The following is a 16,442-nucleotide window of genomic DNA, read 5'->3' as shown; positions in this document are numbered from 1 at the left end:
CCCTGTGAAAGGTGGTTCTGGATGTTTGTTTGCCATATCGCGTTGCAGGGATGCCTAACCCTTACCGATGTTCCTTATGGCATTACCGCTGATACAGGCGGGCATATCAAATATCTGCTTGAGCTTGCTGAGACGAGCGCACTGGACCCGGAGATTGATCGGATCGATATCGTCACGCGTGGGTTTGAAGATCCCGCACTTTCAGATGAGTTTGCCCCCGGAACGGGCGAGATGCGCGGCGACATTCGGCTTGTGCGGCTTGCCGATGGCAACGAAGGCTACCTGACAAAAGAGGAATTGCACGAACAGCACGAGGCGCTGTGCAAGGCCTTTCTCGACTATCTGAAAAGCTGTCCGAAGCTACCCGACATCATTCATGCACACTATGCCGATGCTGGTGTTCTGGCGCGGGCAGCGTTTGAGGAACTGGGCATCCCCTATGTTTTTACCGCCCATTCCTTGGGAGCGGTAAAGCGTCAGGCCAATGGCACGACAAGTGCCGAACTCGAGCGGCGCATCGAAATCGAAGAGAGAGTGCTTGAAAAGGCGAGCGGCGTCATTTCGAGCTCGCGGGACGAAGCGGAAGCCCAGTACGCCCACTACTCGAAGATAGAAAGCGGCCGCATTCGCGTCATCCCGCCTGGCTGCGACTTGGAACGGTTCAAGAATGCGCCTGTGAGCGACAAGGTCCGCAGCGATGTTGCAAGATTTCTATGCGATCTTGAGAAACCCATCATCCTCGCGATCGCGCGGCCTGTACGTAAGAAGAACCTGGTCGCGCTCGTTGAAGCTTATGCTGCACACTCAGAACTGCGCGAACGCGCAAACTTAGTTATTGTTGCCGGGTGCCGGTCACAGCTATCGGAACTCGAACAGGAATGCCGCGAGGTGATCGAAGAGCTTATCGCCGCGGTCGAAACCCACGACCTTTACGGTCATGTGGCTTATCCAAAGAGCCATGAACCAAGCGACATACCGGCTTATTACGCGCTCGCGAGAGAAAGCGGCGGGGTGTTCGTCAATCCGGCGTTGAACGAACCCTTTGGGCTGACTTTGCTCGAAGCAGCCGCTTCGTACCTTCCGGTGGTGGCAACCGATAGTGGGGGTCCCAATGATATCATTGAGCGCTGTGAAAATGGCGTATTGGTTCGGCCGACCGATCGCAGCGCGATTGCAGACGCGTGCTTTTCGATCATCACAGATCGTAGAAGCTGGATCCGCTATGCCTCTGCCGGCGGTGACGCAGCGAGTGCATATGATTGGCAAGCGCATTGCCGCATCTATCACCGATTGCTAAACGATCTGGTTTCGCCCCCGCAAAATGCACCCTCATGGGGCCGGCTTTTGGTCTGCGACATTGACAATACACTGCTGGGCGACCGGGAGGCTTTGCGCGAATTTCTTCGGTGGCAGACCGAGAACAGCGAGAATATTGCGCTGGGCATTGCAACCGGCCGCAGCTTCCACAGCGCTCAAGCTATTCTTGCCGCGGAAGGGGTTCCCAACCCCGATGTCATCATCAGCGGAGTCGGTACGGCAATGCACTGGTACGATCGGGAGCGTCGCTGTTTTGTTGAAGATGAAGCCTGGAAGGCCGGACTCGCGCGCGACTGGGACCACGAACGGGTGCACGATGTTGCGACAAGACTAAACTTGCGGTCGCAGGCTTTGCTCGAGCAGAAAGTCGGCAAAGCCAGTTTCTTCACGGGCGAGCTTTCAACAGATGAAATTCGCGCTGCCTTTGATAAAGAAGGTTTGGCGGTCGAAATCATTGCCAGCCATGGTCGGTATCTGGATATCCTTCCGCGTGGCGGGGGAAAGCAAGCGGCCGTTGTCCACGCTGCAGCCCGATTGGGGCTGACCCAGTCAAGAGTTGTTGTGGCCGGTGATAGCGGTAACGATCGTTCGATGCTCGTTGCCTGTCCTCATCCGGTGATCGTTGGAAACTGGTCGGACGGCCTGGGCGAAGATCCCGCTCTGTCCCATGCGTTCGTCGCGTCGAAAACGCATGCCGCCGGGGTTCTCGAAGGCGTGCGGCACTACCAAGCGGCAGGCAGCTGGTGAGCAATTACCGGTCTTTATCGATCCTGACGCTCATTCGCGGACGCCAGGATCATTTCGACCATCTGCTTGCAGGGTTGGCCTCGCAAACTCGCCAACCCGACGAGATCGTCGTCGCCTATATGCAGGACGAGCCCCCTTCACTTCCGGAAAAGGCAGTTTGTCCGATACGATGCGTTCATGTGCCGGGCGATCCGCTACCCCTAGCCAAGGCACGAAACGAGGCAGCCAAGGCGGCTAGCGGAGATATCCTCGCATTTCTCGATGTCGATTGCATTCCCGATCCGGAATTTGTTCGCCGCGTGGATGAAGCATTCGAAGAGGATTGGTCGGGGGTCTATCTACCGGAAGTAAGATATCTTCCCGCCTGCAAAAATGGTTGGTTCAGAGCTTACGATCCCAAACCTGACTATTCTCGGTTGGTGCAAGAAGCGGTGAGACATCCCGCCAAGCCCGAAGTTTTCGACTCGGCAACCATACCAATCCGAGATTACGGCGAGCTATGGGGCCTAGCTTTTGCGCTCAGTTTTGAAACCTGGCGCAACGCGGACGGAATGGACGAAGCTTATGTCGGCTACGGAGCTGAAGAAACCGATTTCGCCGAACGGCTAGCAGCTATTGAAGCGCCATTATTTTGGCTTGGCGGTACGCTCTGCTTTCACCAGCATCACGCCGTACACAAACCCCCTCTGCAACATTTTCAATCTATCGTGCGCAACGCGCAGCTTTTTCGCGAGCGTTGGGGCAAGTGGTGCATGAACTATTGGCTCGACGATTTCGAAAGACGCGGCCTAATCACGCGGTATGACGATGCGATAGAGGTACGTCGCGAACCGAGCGCGCAGGAGGTCGAGGCTACCAAGCAGGGGTCGGACATTCGCTTTAGCTAGCGGTCCAGTACTCCATGGCTTTCGCCTCCAACCATTCCGCAGCTCGTCGCGCTGCATCCGGCTCGTGAAGTTGCGCCAGATTGGCCGTATCTAGATTATCTGTAGCAGCAAGCGCTTCCTTCCACTCCGGAATCGACGCTGGCCAGGTTTCGCGATAGATCGCTCCCCCGACCCGGTCGAGTTCGATCGCCTTGCGGCGCTGTTCATCGAAATAGCGCCACTCAGGAATGCAGAGAAACGGTTTGGCGAACCGTGCAATCTCATGCACGGTGTTGTCGCCGGCCGAGGCGACGACGCGATCGGCTGCGGCAAGATACTCGTCCAGATTGTCGACCCAGCCAAGCTCGCGTAGATTTCCGAAATCGGTCTCGTGCCCCTCTTTGTGTAAAGGCCCTGCGATGAGCCACAGTGCATTGGGTTCGGCTCGTGCGGCCACCGTTAGCGGTGCATAGGGAGTCCCCGACCCACCCCCACCTGCAATTACCAAAGTGATCGATTTGTCAGTTGGAAGACCAAGCCTCTCGCGTGCCAGTTCGCGTTCAAGCACTGGACCGTCGGTCGTACACAGTCCGCCGGTGTAATAGGTGCGCTCACGTGCCCAGGCAGGATAGTCTTCCTGCTCGATCGCTTCATCGAAGGGGGCGAGCATCCCTACCGAAGCCTCGTAAGCGGCCAGATGTCCCGTATCATTGCGAGAGCCATGCATGCGGATCGAAATGGCCGGAACGCTCATAATCCGCGCCAGTAGGGCAATTTCGGCCGAAACATCGATGACGAAGAGCGCAGGATCAACTTCGCCAAGGGTATTGGCAATGATCCGCATGTGCTGACGCATCTCGTCGACGCCTAATGGCACACAATGCATAATTGATGGTGTCGGCTCTTCGTGAAGCGCGTTGCTACGCGAAGGCGCCCCGATCATATCAGGCAGCTGCGTGATTTTCGAATGGCGCGGCATGTTGTCGAATTGGTCGGGCTTCGCGGTGAGAATGTGAAGCGGGCGGTCGTGAGGAATGTACGCCGCAATAGCCATAATCCGATTGGCATGGCCACGCCCCTGGTGATGCGCGAAGAAGACGAGCGGGCGTTTAGTCATGAAGCATTCCGGAAAGCCTTTGAGTTTCAGCGGTCATAAAGCTCATAGTGGTATGCCGTTCAGACGTCGTCATGAGGCGTGATCTTCACAATAAGCGTCCGGATGGCGGTAAACAGCAGCGCGACCATAGCGACTAGCATGGCGCTCAGAATTACGACCAGCCAGTAGAGAACCTTGTAGAGGCTCGGGAACCAGACCGATGGTATTTCATCGAACTCGCCAATCGGCATAGTCATCAGCAGCAGCATTACGACCGAGCCACCCAGTAGGAAGGCGCTGAGTAAACTGATGTGATAGACGCGCTTGTACATCGATTGGTCGAACTCGGAATCGACCCGCCGGACCAGCCCTAGAAGGGTCAGCATTAGTGCCATTGTTGTTGCTGAACTCGCAGCGATTGCGCTGCCGAGATAAAGCGCCGGCGAACTCAGTGCTTCGATCATCTCGCGCGCATGAAGCGAGGAGTAGATGGCCCCGTTCGCATAATGGCCGCCAATACCCACTGCCAAAACTAACCCAGCAGCAAGAATGGAGATCCAGGCCGACTTCATGCAGTCTTCCTTTCAGTCGATGCTGCATCAGGTTCAGCGCGAATCAAGTAGCGATAGACGCCCCACAGATTGATCGCCAGAAGGCAGATATTCTGCCATCCAATGCCCTCGGCGTCTTCGCTCATAAAAGCCCATACTATCAATGCGGCTGAAGATGTAACGAAGAGTACGAACGCCCAGCCCGATATCCGGGTGGAGATATTGGACGCAACGACCAGCGCGGCGACAACCGCTGAAATCGCGCCATACCACTCGAGAAGATCGAGGAAGTTCATCGCTTCGGCTTTCCTGGTTCGATGCGATAATCGATCGGTTTAAAGCTGCCGCCATTCGAAGCGTAGGCCGAACATGCCGTCAGTCCGATGATCAGGTCGATATTCGCGCGAAAGCTAATGAAGTCGCCTGGTTTGCTGAGCGGCGGCAACACTTCGATCGTACCGGATGAGGATACCGGCACGTTCATAAAGATATTGAACGCGGTCGGTATATGATCTTCGTCGATACCATATGGCTCGAGCGCAGCGGCCAGGTTTCCAAAGCAACCACGATGAGAGGGTTTGTCCGGGTAGAAGTGTAAAAAGGTGTCCTTCGAACACGGGCTGAGCAGAAAATCGTGTTTGCCGACCGTGTCGTCCTCGATACCAAGCATGATGCGCGAGCGGTTCGACCACAAGCGCGATCCGATCCCGAGATCGATAGTCTCTTCGTAATCGAAGGTGCGTCCGTTGGATAGCCATTCGCGTGGATCTTCGGCTGCAAAGGCAACGAGATCGCTCACCTGCGATCCCTCCGGATCGAACACGGTCAGAGCGTCTCCAGCACGGAGCTCGAAAGCTACACCAGTACGCGGTTCGATCCGCTCTTTCTCTATTGTCTCGGATCTTTGAACGGACATTCCCAATCTTCCCCCACTATTCGCCCACTATATTGACGCGCTTCGCTCGCTTCCCCGTGCCGGGCAAGCATTGGATTAATCGACCCGGCGAGTTGTTCGTCGCGCTGGAGAATGGCTTTGCGAAGCTTCTCATAGCGCTGTTCGGCTCGTAGGCGCTCGAACTGATCGTGTAGATTGAACACGAGCGTTGGATATCGCGTGCGCCGCGCGGGCCGCGAGGCGTTAGGGTGCATTCCGACTACGAAATATGCCCTGCCCCCGAAGCTCAAAGAGAAATGCGGATCGCTCGGATCGCTGCTGACGCTCGGATCATAGCGCTGCCCACGCCACCCATCTTTGGCTGCGAGAGAAGATAATCGCTCCCACATCGCTGATTCGAACGCTTCTTCGTTCAGGTCCAAGGGACCGGAAAAGACCACCACGAAACTGCGAAGTCCGCTTGGATCATTCTCATAGAGATCGCGCCAGCGAAGCAAATCCTCATGGATCGAAACATCGTCCCATGCGCTGGTCAGCTGCCAAGCCGATCGCACCTCAAGTAGCCCGGAATTGAGCGCGGACTTAGCGCCGACACAGGGAAAATTTTGGTCTTCAATATGCGTTCGAAGCGACGAAACCAGTGGCTCCGCATTGACTTCCGTTGGCACCGGTTCACGTTGACGCAGCTTATCCATGCGAGCTCTACGCGAATGTACCGCTTAAGTTTCTGCAACATGACAAAGATCACACGATTCTTCGGTCCGAAATCTCCTCGAGTTGGTAGTCGCCTAGGGGAACATGCGAAGAACAAATGAGGCGGTTCACGATCAGGCGAGTTCAAGTCTACGGTCAGCGTTGCAGCGGTACCAACGCGCTGATCAAATTAATCGAAGCCAATTTCCCCGAACTAACGTTTACTGAAGAATACGGCTTCAAGCACTGGCTGGTGCCGGAGTGGTTCAGCTTACCCAGTGACGTGCTGGGACTCGTCATCGCACGCAGTCCAGATCAATGGTTACGAAGCCTGCACAGAAATCCGTGGCATGCTGACTCCGATCTTAAAAAGCTCGCCTTTTCCGATTTCATCCGCGCGCCATGGGAAAGTGTTTGGGACGATGACTTTTGGGGCGTTTCGCCAAATTGCTATTTCTATCACACTCCCATTGTCGAGGAGCGATATCCTTCGACCGGAAGACCTTTCGTTAATTTGATCGCAAAACGAATGGCCAAGTTAAAAAACTGGATCACAATAGCGCAGCAGGCGGGGCACATGCTTTCGTTTCTCATGAGACTTTGGTGTCCAGTCCGGGGGCCCTCTTGAACAAGATGGCGCGCGCGGCCGGTATAATGCGGCATGATGGCTGGACGTTCCTCACATATAAAGGTGCTGGAGAAATGCTCTTCGTCCTGACCGCGTACGAGCTGACGTGCTCCCCTGAAATGTGACCGGTTTTTGGTAGAGTCCGACGCAAAGGAGTCGGACGACAATGAAACGAAGCAGGTTCAGCGAAGAGCAGATCATCGCGGTTTTGAAGGAACAGGAGGCTGGCATGGCGACGGCGGAGGTTTGCCGCCGTCACGGGGTCAGCTCGCCACGTTCTACAAATGGAAGTCGAAGTTCGGCGGGCTGGAGGTATCCGATGCTCGGCGGCTGCGCACGCTCGAGCAGGAGAACAGTCGGCTCAAGAAGCTGCTGGCCGAGGCGATGCTCGACAATGTTGTGCTGAAGGATCTGGCATCAAAAAAATGGTAACGCCCGGCGCGAAGCGGGAAGCCGTCGCCCATGCCCGTGAACAGCACGGGCTGAGCGAGCGTCGGGCGTGTAGTCTGGTTGGCGTGAGCCGCAGGGTGATCCGTTACGAGCCGACGAGGCCGGATGACGGGGCACTGCGGCAACGGTTGCGCGAGCTGGCGGCGGAGCGTCGCCGGTTCGGCTATCGCCACCTGGGCTACCTGCTGGCGCGGGAAGGCATGCGACCGAACCACAAGAAGCTGCTGCGCATCTATCGTGAGGAAGGCCTCCGGGTCCGTCGTCGTGGCGGTCGCAAACGGGCACTGGCCACGCGCAGACCAATGGTGCTGCCGGATGGGCCGAACCAGCGGTGGTCGCTCGACTTCGTCTCCGAAAGCCTGATCTGCGGTCGGCGCTTCCGCATCCTGTGCGTTGTCGATGACTTCTCGCGGGAATGCCTGGCGCTGGTGGCCGATACATCACTGTCAGGCGCACGGGTGGCTCGTGAACTGACCAGCCTGATCGGGATGCGCGGCAGGCCGCACACGGTTGTCAGCGACAATGGCACCGAACTGACCTCGTCATCCATCCTGCGCTGGTCGCAGGAACGACGGGTCGAGTGGCACTACATCGCGCCGGGCAAGCCGATGCAGAACGGCTTCGTGGAGAGCTTTAATGGCCGCCTCCGGGACGAATACCTCAACGAGACGCTGTTCATCTCTCTGGCTCATGCCCGGTTCGTGCTCGCTGCATGGCGGCACGATTACAACACGGTCAGGCCACACTCGAAACTGGGCGAGAAGACCCCCGCCGAGATCGCCGGCGAACGTGTCTGGGGGCATGCCCCCAGACACGTTGCCATCCCATCAAACATCAATCATGAAGGTGCGAGACTCTACCTCTGAATGGTAACAATCAGGGGAGCACGTCACGATCCATTAACAATGGTTTAGATCCTTAATTATTCTTCATATTCGCAACCGAATCCCGCGCTCTTCGTTGGCTTTACGAATTCCAACCAGATCGGAGAATGCGCATGTCGGACGAACTTATCCTGACCAAGGGCGGTGCCCCCCATCAAGAACCCAAGGGTGAAGATGATATCCTGACCACCGCGCAGGGCGCGCCGGTTGCCGATAACCAGAACTGGCTCAGCGCCGGTCCGCGCGGTCCGCAACTCCTGGAAGACCATGTCGCCCGCGAGAAGATCTTTCACTTCGATCATGAACGCATTCCCGAGCGCGTCGTCCACGCTCGCGGCTATGGCATTCACGGCACTTTCGAGCTGAAGAGGGCAATTCCCGAATATTCACACGCCGCGATCTTCAATAATGTCGATGAGAAGACCCCTACTTTCACCCGTTTCTCTACCGTGGCCGGAAACAAGGGCTCACCCGATCTGGCGCGCGATGTCCGCGGCTTCGCGACGAAGTTCTATACGAAGGAAGGCAATTGGGATCTGGTCGGCAACAACATCCCGGTGTTCTTCATCCAGGATGCGATCAAGTTCCCGGACCTGATCCACGCCGCCAAACCCGCGCCGGATCGCGGCTTCCCCCAGGCACAGACCGCACATGACAACTTCTGGGATTTCATCAGCCTGAGCCCGGAAAGCATGCACATGGTGATGTGGATCATGTCCGATCGCACCATTCCGCGCAGCTTCCGTTTCATGGAAGGTTTTGGGGTACATACCTTCCGCCTGATCAATGCGAAGGGCGACGCGAAATTCGTCAAGTTCCACTGGAAGCCCAAGCAGGGTCTGCAATCAGTAATCTGGAACGAGGCGCTGAAGATCAACGGTATGGACCCAGATTTCCATCGCCGCGATATGTGGGATTCGATCGAGGCGGGCGACTTCCCGCAGTGGGATCTGGGCATTCAGGTGTTCGATGAGGAATTCGCCGAGAGTTTCGAATTCGACGTGCTCGACGCGACCAAGATCATTCCCGAGGAACAGGTTCCGGTTGAAATCATCGGCACGCTCACGCTCGATGCCAATGTCGACAATTTCTTTGCGGAAACCGAGCAGGTCGCCTTCTGCACACAGAACATCGTGCCCGGGATGGACTTCAGTGAGGATCCGCTGCTCCAGGGCCGCAATTTCTCCTATCTCGACACGCAGCTGAAGCGGCTGGGTGGCCCGAACTTCACGCATATCCCCATCAACGCGCCCAAGTGTCCGGTCCACAATTTCCAGCAGGATGGCCACATGGCTATGACCAACCCCAAGGGGCGGGCGAATTACGAACCTAACAGCTGGTCGGGCGATATGGACGACAACCGCGAACCGCGTGGCCCCCGCGCCAGTGCCGAGCATGGCTTCACCAGCTACGAAGCGCCGGTTACCGGGCCCAAGGTTCGGGTGCGCAGCGAGACCTTTGCCGATCACTACAGCCAGGCGCGCCAGTTCTACATCTCGCAGACCGCGATCGAGCAGACCCATATGGGCAATGCGCTGGTGTTCGAGCTTTCCAAGGTCGAGCGGATGGACATTCGCAAGCGGATGGTAAGCCATCTGCGCCATATCGACGATGGCCTTGCCAAGGTGGTTGCCGACGGCATCGGTCTGACCGAAATGCCTGAAAAGATCACCGCCGCGCGCAAGCCGATCGACGATCTGCCCGAAAGCCCGGCGCTGTCCATCCTCAAGAACGGACCGGACAGTTTCAAGGGCCGCAAGCTGGGCATTTATATCGCCGAAGGCGGTGATGCCGCGGTGGTGAAAGCGTTGAAGGACGCGGCCAAGGGCGCGGGTGCAATGGTCGAGATCATCGCCCCGCATGTGGCAGGTGCGAAACTCTCCGACGGCGAGATGATGGAAGCCGACCAGAAGATTGATGGCGGCCCCTCGGTGGTTTACGACGCCGTGGCGTTAGTGATGGGTGAGAAGGCCGCCGAGAATTTCGGCAAGGACAAGCCCAGCATCGACTTCGTCAACGACGCCTTCGCCCACGCCAAGTTCATTGCTTACGTCCCCGAGACGATGGCGCTGCTCGAAGGCGCCGGTGTGGCAAAGCGGATGGACGACGGCTTCGTCGAACTGGCCACGCACGATGCCGCCAAGGATTTCATCAGTCGCTGCGCAAAGCTGCGCTTCTGGGATCGCGAAGAGGTAAAGAAGGATTGAGGACAGACCATGACCAATGACAAGCAACTCGGCCTGGCTGGCACCGTTGCCGGCCTCGGCCTTGCGATCGGGGGGCTGGCCTTCGGCGCCTTCCTGTCGCAGCGGCGCAAGGGGGGTGATGACGATGCCCCCTTCTACACCCGCAAAAGCCCCGATAGCGACGATGCGGTGCTCGGGCGCACGGTTACAATCCGCAAGCCGCGCGCTGAACTCTATGCCTTCTGGCGCGATTTCGGCAATCTTCCAAGGTTCATGGAGAATGTCGAGACGATCCGGAAAGAGGGCGACCACCGCGTTTGGGTGATCAAGGCTCCTGCTCGACAGACGGTCGAGATCAAGACTGAGGTCTGCGAGGATGTCGAAGGCAAACGCATCGCCTGGCGCTCGGTCGAAGGCTCGGACATCGTGACGCGCGGCAGCGTTGAATTCGCTGACGCACCGGGCGATCGCGGAACCCGCGTTTCGCTGGTGATGTCCTACGATCCGCCCGCCGGAAACCTCGGCCGTGCCATTGCCAAGCTGTTCCAGCGCGAGCCGGAAGTGCAGGCGCGCCACGATCTTAAGCGCTTCAAGGGGCTGATGGAAACCGGCGAGATCGCTACCTCCGCCCACCGCAAGGAAAACACCCGCGCTGCCAAGCAGCAGGAGAAGGAAACATGAGAGCCCTTACCTGGCAAGGGACGCACGACGTCCGGGTCGACACCGTCGACGATCCCGAAATCATCAATTCGCGTGATGCGATCATCGAGGTTACCTCCACCGCGATCTGCGGCAGCGACCTCCACCTTTACGACGGGGTTATTCCCGGCGTACTTCCCGGCGACGTGCTGGGCCATGAGTTCATGGGCCGCGTGGTCGAAACCGGCAGCGACAGCACGCTCGAGAAAGGCCAGCGCGTCGTGGTGCCCTTCACCATCAGCTGCGGCGGCTGCTTCCATTGCCAGATCCAGCAGTTCTCGGCCTGCGAAAATTCCAATCCGGCAGAAAAGCAGGATATGTCGGCCAAGCTCTACGGTCACTCCATGGCGGCGCTGTTCGGATATTCGCACATGACCGGCGGCTACTGGGGCGGTCAGGCGGAATATGTCCGCGTGCCCTATTCCGATGTCGGCCCGATCGTGGTCCCCGACCATCTTGATGATGACAAGGTGCTGTTTCTATCCGACATCCTGCCCACCGGCTGGATGGCAGCAGAAAATGCCGAGATCCAGCCCGACGATACCGTCGCGGTCTGGGGCTGTGGCCCGGTCGGCCTGTTCGCAATCCAGTCCGCGATCGTGATGCGCGCAAGCAAGGTGATCGCCATCGATCATTATCCTAACCGCCTCGCGCTGGCCAAACAGCTTGGCGCCGAGGTCATCGATTTCCGCAAGACGAACGTCCGCGAAGCGCTGATGGAAATGTCAGGCGGGATTGGTGTCGACGCGGTGATCGATGCCGTCGGGATGGAAAGCCACGGTTTCGCGATCGACAATATGGTTGATGTCGTGAAGCAGAAGGTCGGCATGGGTGCCGATCGCGCCAGTGCACTAAAGCAGGCGATCCTTGCGGTCCGGCCCGGTGGCCGCGTTTCCATACCCGGCGTCTATGGCGGGATGACCGACAAATTCCCGCTGGGTGCGCTGATGGAGAAAGGTCTCCAGATCCGCAGCGGCCAGACCCATGTTCAGCGCTACACCAAAGATCTGCTTGAGAAGATCGAAGACGGCACGCTCGACACCACCTTCCTGATCTCGCATCGCCTCCCGCTCGAGGATGCAGCCCGCGGCTACGAATGTTTCCGCACCGAGCAAGACAGCTGGACCAAGGTGGTGCTCAAGCCGGGTATGGACATGCCTGCGGCGAACTAGTCGCCGGGCGCGTCCGCTCGAGCAGATCGAGCCGGTAGTACTCCTCGCGCCGCGCTTTGGCCACTTGCCAGGGCGCGGCGTCGAGAAACAGTTTGACCGCTGTGTCACCATCGACCGGTAAATCGTTTTGGCCGATCCAGTTGACCAGCAGACACAGCCCGTTCCCGGTCACGCTTTCATGGGCAAGCTGCGAGACCTGGAGAATTTCCCCGGCGCTGAGAAAATAGAGAACTTCGGACAGGATCACCGCGTCGAACTGCCCCTTCGGCCAATAGTCGGGCGCTTCGGCAGCAATGAATTCGACACTGTTAAACCGATGTAGCCTCCTTGCCGCCAGCTCGATCGCCTTTGTCGAGACATCCAGCGCCACTATCGAACTGGCAAGTTCCGCCAGGCGTTCGGTCAGCGCCCCTCCCGCGCAGCCCACTTCCAGCATCCGTGCAAAGCGCCGTTTGCCCAGTGCGGCGAGCACAGCCTTCCGCTTACCGCGTTCATAGTCGCTGGTGTCGATGTCCCAGGGGTCGGGATTTTCGGCAAACAACTGGTCGAAGCGTGCCCGCCGCTCGCTGGGTGCCTCAGTCACGGTGGAAAATCTCCGGATGCGTGGCGAAATGCTCCAGCAGCGGGGCAGGCATCAAAAAGGCCTCCGGGTCATCGATGACGTCCGTGAATTGCGAGCGATAGGCCGAAAGCGCAAGCCGCTTGCGCTCCGCCAGCGGAGGCGCTTCAAACAGGCGAAGCTCGGTTTCGGGCAGCCGTCGCTCGCCAAAGCGGCCCCAGATCGGCGCGCTCCACAACGTTGTCCGGTAATGCTCCGCCAGATTGCGCGCGATCGCATGGGCGGTGATGTGATCGCAATGCGGATCGATGTACGAGGTGGTCCAGATCGCCTGCGGATCGATGATATCTGCAAAGGCAAAAAGCGCCTTCTGGCCCGCGTCTGAGAGATTGCCATGGCGACTTTGCCCGTCGGGCAGTCCAAGCGCCCGAATTGCGACCGGACGTCGCGGGGCGAGGCTCGATAGCGCTTCCTCCAGCTCGGCGCGGCGCATTGCGACCAGTTTGGCGCGATCATAGAAGGGGTGCGAACTTTCGCCATTGGTCACCAGCACCACCCCGATCGTTCGCCCCGCATCTGCCGCTGCGGCCAGAGCCTGACCGCAACCCAGCGTCTCGTCGTCGGGATGCGGCATCACCAGCAGCAGCCCGCCGGGCGGCGACAGCTCGTCCAGTTCGATCGCGGCCCCGCCTTCCGCAGCGCGAAGCACGCTGCCTTGCGCGATTACAGGAACGCTCATAGATCTTCTGCCCGTAACCCGCACCCGGCCAGAGCCTGCGCGGCACGCTGGCGCTTGGCATCAGGCTGCGCCTGGCACAGGAACAGCCCCAGATCACGGCGGATCCGCTCGATCGCGGTGCCCTCCTCGTGCGCTGCCATCCCCAGCCCGCGCTCGACCAGCGCCAGCACTGTGCGGCAATTGTCCTCGGTCACCTGCCGCGCCAGTAGCGAGAGGGTGGCGGTGCCGGGCTTCGCATCGCGCGCCTCTACCGCTTTTGCTGCTCGCCACAGCCACAGCCGCATGGTTTCGAGCGCGATAGCGCCAGTTGCGATACGGTCGAGCTGGTGCGGATCCTCGATTCTGCCGCGCTCCAGCAAGGCTTCGCGGAAATGCGCGAACAGTGCCTCGGCACCGCCGCAATGTGCAGCGCAATAGCGCCAGATCCCGCCCTCGAAATGCGGCTCGCGGGAATAATCCCCCAGTTCGCCGAGCACGGCATCGTCTGCAAGTTCGCCCCCGGTAAAATCGTAACGCCCAGATCGCGTGGCGCGCATCCCCGAGACGTTCCAGCCGGAAGGATCGCAGCGCGAAGGATCGTTGGCCGGGGCGAGTGCCAGCAAGACGCCCTGCTCTCCGTTGATCGCCACCACCGCGTGGCGAACGAGGCCGAGGCCCGATGCGAAGCGTTTGGCGCCCCCCAGTACAATGCCTGCGGGTTGGTTCGAGAGTCTCAGCGGGCTGGCTGGATCGTCCGCACCCCATACGCCGAGCAGCTCGCCTGCATGAACACTGTGCGCGAGACGCTGCTGCGTGTCCTCCCGGCCATAAAGCGCCACCAGCTTTACCGCGTTCATATGGCCTTCGAACAACCGCGCGACCGAGAGATTGGCCCGTCCAAGATCACGCAAGGCTTCGAATGCCCCCGCCACCCCTTCCGGCGCGCAACCCCAGCCCTGTCCGCCGTGCTCAAGCGGGAGGCAGGAGGCAAGCCACCCAGCATCGTGGAGCGCCGCGACATCGTGGGAGAGGTCACCACCCATCCGGTCACTGGCCGCCGCGCGGGCGGCAATGGCAGCGAGCATTTCCTTACGGGGATCAGGCCGGGGCGCTATCATGCAGCGGCCCGGTATGGACGCATCCATGCAGACGTGCTTTGGCGTCGGGGTGCCTGCTCTTCGGCTGCGGACTGGAGGTGCCCGGTCCGCGAAGAGAATATTGCTCGATTGATACCGGGTCTTGCCAAACGGTCAGTCACGCTCTGACACCCGCTGCGCGAAGCGCACTCGTTGTGTCATCCAGTGTCACCTTTCGAGCATTGGACAGGTTGACCATGACCTGGGACATGCGCATCCGGCGATGTTGCAATGCAGGATCGCGCGCTATTGCGTCCTGGAACTGCGCGTATCTCCCCATGCCGAATTGCAAACCATTCCAGACCTCCGCAAGGCGTTGCAGCAAGGCGAGCGGCACCAGCTGCTCATCGCAGTAAGGATCGTCGTGCGTGGCACGGTCGCGCAATGCATCGCCCATTCCGCCAGCCGCGCGCCCCAAAAGTCGTCCGGAGGTACTGGCTGTCACGTCGCTCGCTACCTTGATGGACCAGTCACGGCGACGGACGAGAATGGCCAGCGCCTTGTCCTCAGCAACAGGTGGTATCGGCATACCGCCGATACCACGATAGCGCGCAGTCGGCAGCGCTAAGCTGGCACCCATCGCGGCGATCTGGAAACTCGGCGCATCCCCGCCGGTCCAACGCTGCCACAGATGTTCAAGCTCTGCCGAGTAAGCTGCTTCAACCTCCCCGCAACGCCGAACGGAGTGGGGCAGGCCAGTATATTCTTGCGGGTCGATCGAAACGGTGCCGCACACGAGATCGGTACCATCGCGAATATGCCGTAGGTTCGCCGCCGCCCAATTCGGAGCAACAAGGGTGTCAGCATCGGTTGTGAGTAGCGCGCCATCCGGAACGAGTAGCGCCCCGATATCAAGCGCGATACGGCGTGCGTGCGGTGCATCGGCGACGGCTGGCCGCAGCGAAACCTTGATGAGCAGATAGTTGCATCCCGAAGCCTCGAGCATGCTGGAGGCGACCTGCCAAGAACGGTCTGCGCTGTTGTTGATCAGCAGGACAATTGCCCCTACCTCGCCGCTGCGCTCAACCGTATCGATGAGTGACGCCAGAGAAGCGGGCAGGATATGCTCCTCGTTCCGGGCGGGAACGCAGATAGCGAAATCCACTTTTGTGGGGAGTGACGAGGCAACCGTTCCGACGGCAATCCGGTTCTTAAACGGCAACCCGGCAACCGCTTCCTCGATGATCGACGAGGTGCGAATGCGTCGGCTGCCGACCCACTTGGTCAAGGGGCCAGCACCCATCATCATGTCAGCCCTTGGCTTGGAGGTTGACCGATCGTTCCGCCAGATCGGTCATGTTTTCGTCCGCGCCGTAGATATCGGCCGTAATTGTATCAAGCTTGGCGGCGTGGTCATTCTTGCCGAGCGCTTCGGCAAACGCCTTGGCAGTGCCGAAGCCGCAAATACCGTAATGGCACATGCGTTGATACTGCGACACGATGACGACGTCGCGAACATCATTATCGTCGATATCCGCATCGATGACATGCTTCTTCGCTTCTTTGACGAGGCCTTCCATGCCCTTGCAATGCTCTTTCTCGCTCTCGCCGCAATCCTTCAGCAGCTTCTCCAGGGTCGCGGTATGATCCTTGATACCCTCGGCAGCCTTGCTGAGACGTTCCTTGAGCTTGGGATCGCTCGCTTTGTCGGCCAGTTGGCTGACCATTTTCGACATCTGATCATTTGCAGACCAGTTGTCGGCCAGTTCTTCCTTGTAGCAATCTTCGAGGTTTTTCGGTGCAGACACAGTAGGCCTCCTTTTTGATGGCCATGAAAACTCACGGCAGCTTCTGATTGGGTAATCTCTGAGCGGGCCGTTTGGTTTCGAATAATTTAAATCCAAG

The 16,442-nt window shown here is 58.9% G+C and carries 16 protein-coding genes and 1 pseudogene; 7 read left to right on the top strand and 10 right to left on the bottom strand.

Annotated features, from left to right (window positions below):
* Positions 1-21 precede the first annotated feature (21 nt).
* The gene (locus tag P8Q88_RS00180) at positions 22-2,064 is read left to right on the top strand and encodes an HAD-IIB family hydrolase (protein ID WP_278321837.1); all 2,043 of its coding nucleotides are present in this window, start codon (positions 22-24) and stop codon (positions 2,062-2,064) included.
* Positions 2,061-2,951, top strand: coding sequence for a glycosyltransferase family 2 protein (locus tag P8Q88_RS00175; RefSeq protein ID WP_278321836.1), 891 nt, complete (start codon positions 2,061-2,063; stop codon positions 2,949-2,951). The genes P8Q88_RS00180 and P8Q88_RS00175 overlap by 4 nt, the downstream gene beginning before the upstream one ends.
* Here P8Q88_RS00175 and P8Q88_RS00170 read toward each other — a convergent pair.
* From P8Q88_RS00170 to gntA, 5 genes are read right to left on the bottom strand one after another with little or no spacing between them, the layout of a single operon-like run.
* Positions 2,944-4,047: a glycosyltransferase gene (locus tag P8Q88_RS00170; protein ID WP_278321835.1), complete on the bottom strand. Its 1,104-nt coding sequence runs from the start codon at positions 4,045-4,047 to the stop codon at positions 2,944-2,946. The genes P8Q88_RS00175 and P8Q88_RS00170 overlap by 8 nt on opposite strands.
* A 59-nt stretch (positions 4,048-4,106) precedes the next feature.
* On the bottom strand, positions 4,107-4,598 hold the full coding sequence (locus P8Q88_RS00165) for a hypothetical protein (protein WP_278321834.1): 492 nt from the start codon (positions 4,596-4,598) through the stop codon (positions 4,107-4,109).
* Positions 4,595-4,873, bottom strand: a complete 279-nt coding sequence (locus P8Q88_RS00160) for a hypothetical protein (protein WP_278321833.1) — start codon at positions 4,871-4,873, stop codon at positions 4,595-4,597. The genes P8Q88_RS00165 and P8Q88_RS00160 overlap by 4 nt, the downstream gene beginning before the upstream one ends.
* Positions 4,870-5,493, bottom strand: coding sequence for a DUF1989 domain-containing protein (locus P8Q88_RS00155; RefSeq protein WP_278322744.1), 624 nt, complete (start codon positions 5,491-5,493; stop codon positions 4,870-4,872). Before P8Q88_RS00155 ends, P8Q88_RS00160 begins: the two co-directional genes overlap by 4 nt.
* Positions 5,466-6,167: a guanitoxin biosynthesis heme-dependent pre-guanitoxin N-hydroxylase GntA gene (gene gntA / locus P8Q88_RS00150; protein WP_278321832.1), complete on the bottom strand. Its 702-nt coding sequence runs from the start codon at positions 6,165-6,167 to the stop codon at positions 5,466-5,468. The genes P8Q88_RS00155 and gntA overlap by 28 nt, the downstream gene beginning before the upstream one ends.
* 116 nt (positions 6,168-6,283) lie before the next feature.
* On the opposite strand from gntA, the gene P8Q88_RS00145 reads away from it, so the two are divergent.
* The 5 genes and pseudogenes from P8Q88_RS00145 (at position 6,284) to P8Q88_RS00125 (ending at position 12,184) form a co-directional block, all read left to right on the top strand.
* The gene (locus tag P8Q88_RS00145; RefSeq protein WP_278321831.1) at positions 6,284-6,793 is read left to right on the top strand and encodes a hypothetical protein; all 510 of its coding nucleotides are present in this window, start codon (positions 6,284-6,286) and stop codon (positions 6,791-6,793) included.
* 166 nt (positions 6,794-6,959) lie between these two features.
* Positions 6,960-8,109 (top strand): annotated as a pseudogene (locus tag P8Q88_RS00140) (IS3 family transposase).
* A gap of 131 nt (positions 8,110-8,240) precedes the next feature.
* Complete coding sequence (locus P8Q88_RS00135) at positions 8,241-10,334, top strand: catalase (RefSeq protein WP_278321830.1); 2,094 nt, start codon at positions 8,241-8,243, stop codon at positions 10,332-10,334.
* A 9-nt stretch (positions 10,335-10,343) separates the two neighbouring features.
* Positions 10,344-10,994: an SRPBCC family protein gene (locus tag P8Q88_RS00130; RefSeq protein WP_278321829.1), complete on the top strand. Its 651-nt coding sequence runs from the start codon at positions 10,344-10,346 to the stop codon at positions 10,992-10,994.
* Positions 10,991-12,184: a zinc-dependent alcohol dehydrogenase gene (locus P8Q88_RS00125; protein ID WP_278321828.1), complete on the top strand. Its 1,194-nt coding sequence runs from the start codon at positions 10,991-10,993 to the stop codon at positions 12,182-12,184. Before P8Q88_RS00130 ends, P8Q88_RS00125 begins: the two co-directional genes overlap by 4 nt.
* Here the strand turns inward: P8Q88_RS00125 and P8Q88_RS00120 are convergent.
* The 5 genes from P8Q88_RS00120 to P8Q88_RS00100 form a co-directional block, all read right to left on the bottom strand.
* Entirely contained in the window at positions 12,150-12,767 is a 618-nt protein-coding gene (locus P8Q88_RS00120; RefSeq protein WP_278321827.1) for a class I SAM-dependent methyltransferase, read from the bottom strand. The two genes, P8Q88_RS00125 and P8Q88_RS00120, sit on opposite strands and share 35 nt — an antisense overlap.
* Positions 12,760-13,482 carry a PIG-L deacetylase family protein gene (locus tag P8Q88_RS00115; RefSeq protein ID WP_278321826.1) on the bottom strand — a complete coding sequence of 241 codons (723 nt, stop codon included), beginning with the start codon at positions 13,480-13,482 and terminating at the stop codon, positions 12,760-12,762. The genes P8Q88_RS00120 and P8Q88_RS00115 overlap by 8 nt, the downstream gene beginning before the upstream one ends.
* Positions 13,479-14,606 (bottom strand): acyl-CoA dehydrogenase family protein, encoded by a 1,128-nt coding sequence (locus P8Q88_RS00110; RefSeq protein ID WP_278321825.1) that lies wholly within the window; start codon positions 14,604-14,606, stop codon positions 13,479-13,481. Before P8Q88_RS00110 ends, P8Q88_RS00115 begins: the two co-directional genes overlap by 4 nt.
* A gap of 109 nt (positions 14,607-14,715) precedes the next feature.
* Entirely contained in the window at positions 14,716-15,825 is a 1,110-nt protein-coding gene (locus tag P8Q88_RS00105; RefSeq protein WP_278321824.1) for a glycosyltransferase family 2 protein, read from the bottom strand.
* Positions 15,826-15,847: 22 nt separating this feature from the next.
* The gene (locus P8Q88_RS00100; protein WP_278321823.1) at positions 15,848-16,345 is read right to left on the bottom strand and encodes a YciE/YciF ferroxidase family protein; all 498 of its coding nucleotides are present in this window, start codon (positions 16,343-16,345) and stop codon (positions 15,848-15,850) included.
* Between the last annotated feature and the right edge of the window lie 97 nt (positions 16,346-16,442).

Source organism: Qipengyuania marincola (assembly GCF_029688625.1).
Classification (GTDB): domain Bacteria; phylum Pseudomonadota; class Alphaproteobacteria; order Sphingomonadales; family Sphingomonadaceae; genus Qipengyuania.
Note: the sequence above shows the minus strand (reverse complement) of the source record. Positions and strands in the feature narration are given on the sequence as shown.

Bases quoted from the DNA above. Each gene is read 5' to 3' on its own strand.
- P8Q88_RS00130 (WP_278321829.1), top strand. From the start codon at position 10,344: ATGACCAATGACAAGCAACTCGGCCTGGCTGGCACCGTTGCCGGCCTC.
- gntA (WP_278321832.1), bottom strand. From the start codon at position 6,167: ATGGATAAGCTGCGTCAACGTGAACCGGTGCCAACGGAAGTCAATGCG.
- P8Q88_RS00155 (WP_278322744.1), bottom strand. From the start codon at position 5,493: ATGTCCGTTCAAAGATCCGAGACAATAGAGAAAGAGCGGATCGAACCG.
- P8Q88_RS00170 (WP_278321835.1), bottom strand. From the start codon at position 4,047: ATGACTAAACGCCCGCTCGTCTTCTTCGCGCATCACCAGGGGCGTGGC.
- P8Q88_RS00145 (WP_278321831.1), top strand. From the start codon at position 6,284: ATGAGGCGGTTCACGATCAGGCGAGTTCAAGTCTACGGTCAGCGTTGC.
- P8Q88_RS00110 (WP_278321825.1), bottom strand. From the start codon at position 14,606: ATGGATGCGTCCATACCGGGCCGCTGCATGATAGCGCCCCGGCCTGAT.
- P8Q88_RS00160 (WP_278321833.1), bottom strand. From the start codon at position 4,873: ATGAACTTCCTCGATCTTCTCGAGTGGTATGGCGCGATTTCAGCGGTT.
- P8Q88_RS00125 (WP_278321828.1), top strand. From the start codon at position 10,991: ATGAGAGCCCTTACCTGGCAAGGGACGCACGACGTCCGGGTCGACACC.
- P8Q88_RS00180 (WP_278321837.1), top strand. From the start codon at position 22: ATGTTTGTTTGCCATATCGCGTTGCAGGGATGCCTAACCCTTACCGAT.
- P8Q88_RS00165 (WP_278321834.1), bottom strand. From the start codon at position 4,598: ATGAAGTCGGCCTGGATCTCCATTCTTGCTGCTGGGTTAGTTTTGGCA.
- P8Q88_RS00135 (WP_278321830.1), top strand. From the start codon at position 8,241: ATGTCGGACGAACTTATCCTGACCAAGGGCGGTGCCCCCCATCAAGAA.
- P8Q88_RS00115 (WP_278321826.1), bottom strand. From the start codon at position 13,482: ATGAGCGTTCCTGTAATCGCGCAAGGCAGCGTGCTTCGCGCTGCGGAA.